Below are 5,008 nucleotides of genomic sequence, written 5' to 3' on the forward strand. Positions count from 1 at the left end.
CGGCGGGGCGCACGCGGGTCTCGAGGAAATCGCGCAGCACGCCGTACGCCTGCCGCGCCTCGATGAAGCGGTCCGCGTGGCGCCGCCGGGCGGCCGCCTCGGGGACGCGGTCGGGGTGCCAGCGCAGGGCGGCGCGCCGCCAGGCGGCCCGCAGGCCGGACTCCTGGAGGTGGCCGAGGAAGCCGGGATCGAGCCGGTGCCCGAAGAGGACGCGGCAGGCCTCCAGCAGCTCGGTGTGCGATGGCGTGCCCATTCGCGGCCGATTATAGGGCTCCTCCCCCTCTCGCGGGAAGCCCGGGAAGCCCGGCGCGGCGGCACGACGCGCTGGCGGCGCCGTGACGGCAGCTTGCACTTCCGCCGATCCTGGGCTACTATCCGACGGTTTTCATCACACACGCGCCGTCTGCCGGCACCGGGTTCCCTGCGGGGAGCGTGCCGGCACGGGAAGGGCGGCGCGGAGGCAAGAAACCCGAGAGCGGGAGGTACGTCGGCATGTCGGCAGTGACCATGAAGCAGCTCCTCGAGGCCGGGGTTCACTTCGGCCACCAGACCAAGCGCTGGAACCCGAAGATGAAGAAGTACATCTTCGACGCGCGCAACGGCATCTACATCATCGACCTGCAGAAGACGATCCGGCTCTTCAAGGAGGCCTGCGACTTCGCGCGCCAGGTGGCGGCCGAGGGGCGCACGGTGCTCTTCGTCGGCACGAAGAAGCAGGCGCAGGACGTCGTGGCCGAGGAGGCGCTGCGCTGCGGTGGCCACTACATGAACCAGCGCTGGCTCGGCGGGACGCTGACGAACTTCGTGACGATCCACCAGGGCATCCAGCGCATGCGCGGCTACGAGGAGCAGAAGGCGGCCGGCTTCGCGGGCCTCAACAAGCGCGAGGTCGCGCGGATCGAGGCGGAGCTGGAGAAGCTCCAGAAGTACATGAGCGGCATCCGCGACATGGACAAGCTCCCCGGCGCGGTCTTCGTCATCGACACCAAGAAGGAGCGGCTGGCGGTGCACGAGGCCAACCGCCTCGGGATCCCGGTGATCGCGACCGTGGACACCAACTGCGACCCGGACGGGATCGACTACGTGATCCCCGGCAACGACGACGCGATCCGCTCGGTCAAGCTCATCACGGGCAAGATCGCGGACGCGGTCATCGAGGGCGCCGCGATCTGGCAGGAGAAGCAGGCGGCGGCGGCCCAGCAGGCGCAGGAGGCGGCGCAGGAGGCCGCGGACGCATCCGGAGAGGCCAAGCCCAAGGCGCGGCGCGCGGCGAAGAAGCCCGGCGCGCCGGCCCTCGAGGAGGTCTTCAGCGACGAGGCTGGCGCGGCTGACGCCGGCGAGGAGGGGTAGGGACGTGGCGGACGTCAGCGCGAACCTGGTGAAGGAGCTCCGGGAGAAGACCGGGGTCGGCATGATGGAGTGCAAGAAGGCCCTTGCCGAGTGCGGCGGGGACATGGAGAAGGCCACCGAGCACCTGCGCAAGAAGGGCATGGCGTCGGCGGCCAAGAAGTCGCACCGCACGACCGGCGAGGGGCTGATCGAGGCCTACATCCACCCGGGCAACAAGGTCGGCGTGCTCATCGAGGTCAACTGCGAGACGGACTTCGTGGCGCGCACCGACGCCTTCCGCGCGCTCGTGCACGACCTGGCGATGCAGGTCGCCGCGGCGATGCCGCTGGCGGTGTCCCCGGACGAGCTGGACCAGAACCTGGTGGCCAAGGAGCGCGAGATCCTCGCCGAGCAGGCCAAGGCCAGCGGCAAGCCCGAGAAGATCGTCGAGAAGATGGTCGAGGGCCGGATCCAGAAGTTCTACGAGGAGGTCTGCCTCCTCGAGCAGCCCTTCGTCAAGGACCAGGACCGCAGGGTCAAGGACATCGTGACCGAGGCGATCGCGAAGATCGGCGAGAACATCCGGGTCCGGCGCTTCACGCGCTACCAGCTCGGGAGGTAGGCGCCCGTGGCGGCGGCGGTCGGGCGGCGGGTGCGCGGCGCGAAGCCGCGCTACCGGCGGATCCTGCTCAAGCTCAGCGGCGAGGCCCTGCTCGGCCGCGGCCAGTGGGGGATCGACCGGGACGTCGTCGACGGGATCTGCAGCCAGGTCATCGCGGCGAAGGAGCTCGGCGTCGAGGTCGCCCTCGTCATCGGCGGCGGCAACATCATGCGCGGCGCGATCGAGGCGCGGCGCGAGGGCGTCGACCGGGCGAGCGCCGACTACATGGGGATGCTCGCCACCGTCATCAACGCCCTGGCGCTGCAGAACGCGCTCGAGCACCGCGGCGCCTTCACCCGCGTGATGAGCGCCATCGAGATGCACCAGGTCGCCGAGTCCTACATCCGCCGCCGCGCGGTGCGCCACCTGGAGAAGGGGCGCACCGTGATCTTCGCCGCCGGGACGGGGAACCCGTATTTCACGACCGACACCGCCGCGGCGCTGCGCGCGATGGAGATCGGCGCCGACGTGCTGGTGAAGGCGACGAAGGTCGACGGGGTGTACGACGCCGACCCGGTGCGCAACCCGAAGGCGAAGCGCTTCACCGCGCTGACGTACCTGGAGGTGCTGCGCCGGCGCCTGGCGGTCATGGACACGACGGCGATCTCGCTCTGCATGGACAACAGCCTGCCGATCGTGGTCTTCAACCTCAACAAGCCGGGGAACCTCCTGCGTCTGCTCACGGGCGGGCGGGTCGGGACCCTCGTGCACGCGGGCTAAGGGGGACGCACACGGCGATGCTCAAGGACATCGAGAAGGCCGCGCAGGAGAAGATGCAGCACTCAATGGCGGTCCTGAAGAAGGAGTTCGGGACCATCCGGACCGGGCGCGCGACGCCGGCGCTGCTCGACGGGGTCAGCGTCGAGTACTACGGGACGCCGACGCCCGTGACCCAGGTGGCCTCGGTGTCCATCCCCGAGAGCCGCTCGATCGTGATCCAGCCCTGGGACCCCTCGATCATGGGCGAGATCGAGAAGGCGATCCTGCGCGCGAACCTCGGTCTGACGCCGACCAACGACGGCAAGGTCATCCGCATCTCGATCCCGGCGCTCACCGAGGAGCGGCGCAAGGACCTGGTCAAGGTTGCGCGCAAGTACGCCGAGGAGGGCCGCGTCTCGCTGCGCAACGTGCGCCGCGACGTGAACGAGCAGATCAAGAAGCTCGAGAAGGACGGCAAGATCTCCGAGGACGAGATGCGCCGGGCGCAGGAGCGCGTCCAGAAGCTGACCGACGACTTCACCGCGCAGGTCAACCAGGCCATCGAGAAGAAGGAAAAGGAGATCATGGAGATCTGATCCGGCGCCGGGTCCCGCACCGGGGCCCGTGCCGGGCGCGGATCGCCAGCCGCTCCCCCGCCGTGGACGAGCACCACGAGCCCTGGCCGCGTCACGTGGCCGTCATCATGGATGGCAACGGCCGCTGGGCGCGGCGCCGCCACCTCCCCCGCATCGAGGGGCACCGCGCCGGGGTCAAGTCCGCCCGCGCCGCGATGGAGGTCTGCCGCGACCTGGGCGTCCCGGTGCTGACGCTCTACACCTTCTCGCTCGAAAACTGGCGGCGCCCCCAGGCGGAGGTGGACGAACTGATGCGCCTGCTGCACCGCTACCTCGCGCGCGAGGCGCCGCGGCTCGCCGCGAACCGCGTGCGCTTCCGCGCGCTCGGGCGCCTCGGGATGCTGCCGGCGAAAGTGCGCGCGAAGGTCGAGGAGCTGACGGCCGCCACGGCGGGCAACGACCGGCTCACCCTCTGTCTCGCGCTGAGCTACGGCGGGCGCGCCGAGATCGTCGACGCGATCAACGCGGCGGCCGCCGCGCGGGTGGCGGCGGGCCGGGAGCCGGGCCCGCTCGCGCCGGCGGACATCGCCGCGCATCTCTACGCGCCCGACGTGCCGCCGCCGGACCTGATCATCCGCACCAGCGGCGAGGTGCGCCTCTCGAACTTCCTGCTCTGGGAGTCGGTCGGCGCGCGGCTGGTCTTCGTCCCCGAGCTGTGGCCCGACTTCAACGCGAAGCGCCTCGCGGCGCTGGTCTCGGCCGAGCGGGCGCGCCACGCCGCGCAGGTGGCCCGGTGAAGCGCCTGCTCTCGGCCCTCGTGGGCATCCCGCTGGTCCTGGCGGTGGTCTTCGGGGCCGGCGCGGCGGCGTTCGGGCTCGTCGTGCTGGCGGTCGCCCTGCTGGCCCTCCACGAGTACCTCGCGCTCTGCGGCGTCGAGACCGTGATCGCCGTGACGGTCCTCGGCTGCGCCGCCCCGCTGCTGGGGGCGCTGCCTTTCGGGTACGCGCCGGCCGTGGCCAGCATCGTGCTCCCCGTGCTCGCGCTCGCGGCGCTCTGGCGCGTCGAGGACCCGGCGCGGCGCTTCCGCGGGGTGGCCGAGGGCGCCTTCGGCCTCGGCTACATCGGCTACGCGATGGGCTGCCTCTGGTTCCTCCGCGAGGAGCTGGCCGGCGGTCCGGCCTGGGTCTTCCTCGTGCTCGTCGCGACCTGGGCCGGCGACAGCGCCGCCTACTACGCCGGCTCGCGGTTCGGCCGGCGGAAGTTCGCGCCGCTGCTGAGCCCGAACAAGACCTGGGCCGGCGCAGTCGGCGGCCTCGCCGGGGCCGTCGCGGGCGGCTGCGCCGCGCTGCCGCTCTTCGACGGGGCGGTGTCGCTGCCGGCGGCCGCGGCGACGGGCCTCGCCGTCGGGGTCGCCGGCCAACTCGGCGACCTCTTCGAGTCGCTCTGGAAGCGCGCGAAGGGCGTGAAGGACTCGGGCCGGCTCATCCCCGGCCACGGCGGAATCCTGGACCGGATCGACAGCCTGCTGCTGGGCATACCCGTGGGCTACCACCTCGCGCGGGCGATCACGGGCTAGGAGGGACGCGCGATGCGACAGGTGGCTATCCTCGGCTCTACCGGCTCCATCGGCCTGAGCGCTCTGGACGTCGTGCGCGCCTCCGGCGGGCGGCTGGCGGTCGCGGCGCTCGCCGCCGGCTCGAACTGGCGGGCGCTGGCGGCGCAGGCGCGCGAGCTGCGGCCGCGG

Annotated in this window: 8 protein-coding genes; 7 read left to right on the plus strand and 1 reads right to left on the minus strand. The window is 71.8% G+C overall.

What is annotated here, in order from left to right:
• The coding region (locus tag VI078_03865) for a hypothetical protein (protein ID HEY5998422.1) at positions 1–253 on the minus strand (253 nt) is incomplete at its 3' end.
• 239 nt (positions 254–492) lie between these two features.
• Between VI078_03865 and rpsB the strand changes: the two genes are divergently transcribed.
• From rpsB to VI078_03900, 7 genes are all read left to right on the plus strand, one after another.
• Positions 493–1,350, plus strand: coding sequence for a 30S ribosomal protein S2 (rpsB, locus tag VI078_03870; GenBank protein HEY5998423.1), 858 nt, complete (start codon positions 493–495; stop codon positions 1,348–1,350).
• Positions 1,351–1,354: 4 nt separating this feature from the next.
• Complete coding sequence (gene tsf, locus VI078_03875) at positions 1,355–1,951, plus strand: translation elongation factor Ts (protein HEY5998424.1); 597 nt, start codon at positions 1,355–1,357, stop codon at positions 1,949–1,951.
• A 6-nt stretch (positions 1,952–1,957) separates the two neighbouring features.
• Positions 1,958–2,710: a UMP kinase gene (gene pyrH, locus VI078_03880; protein ID HEY5998425.1), complete on the plus strand. Its 753-nt coding sequence runs from the start codon at positions 1,958–1,960 to the stop codon at positions 2,708–2,710.
• Positions 2,711–2,727: 17 nt separating this feature from the next.
• On the plus strand, positions 2,728–3,285 hold the full coding sequence (frr, locus tag VI078_03885) for a ribosome recycling factor (protein ID HEY5998426.1): 558 nt from the start codon (positions 2,728–2,730) through the stop codon (positions 3,283–3,285).
• Between the two features lie 62 nt (positions 3,286–3,347).
• A complete protein-coding gene (uppS, locus tag VI078_03890) occupies positions 3,348–4,061 on the plus strand; it encodes a polyprenyl diphosphate synthase (GenBank protein HEY5998427.1) in 714 nt (237 codons plus the stop codon).
• Positions 4,058–4,840, plus strand: a complete 783-nt coding sequence (locus VI078_03895; GenBank protein ID HEY5998428.1) for a phosphatidate cytidylyltransferase — start codon at positions 4,058–4,060, stop codon at positions 4,838–4,840. Before uppS ends, VI078_03895 begins: the two co-directional genes overlap by 4 nt.
• Positions 4,841–4,852: 12 nt before the next feature.
• The coding region (locus VI078_03900; protein HEY5998429.1) for a 1-deoxy-D-xylulose-5-phosphate reductoisomerase at positions 4,853–5,008 on the plus strand (156 nt) is incomplete at its 3' end.

Source organism: bacterium, from assembly GCA_036524115.1.
GTDB lineage: Bacteria > JAUVQV01 > JAUVQV01 > JAUVQV01 > DATDCY01 > DATDCY01.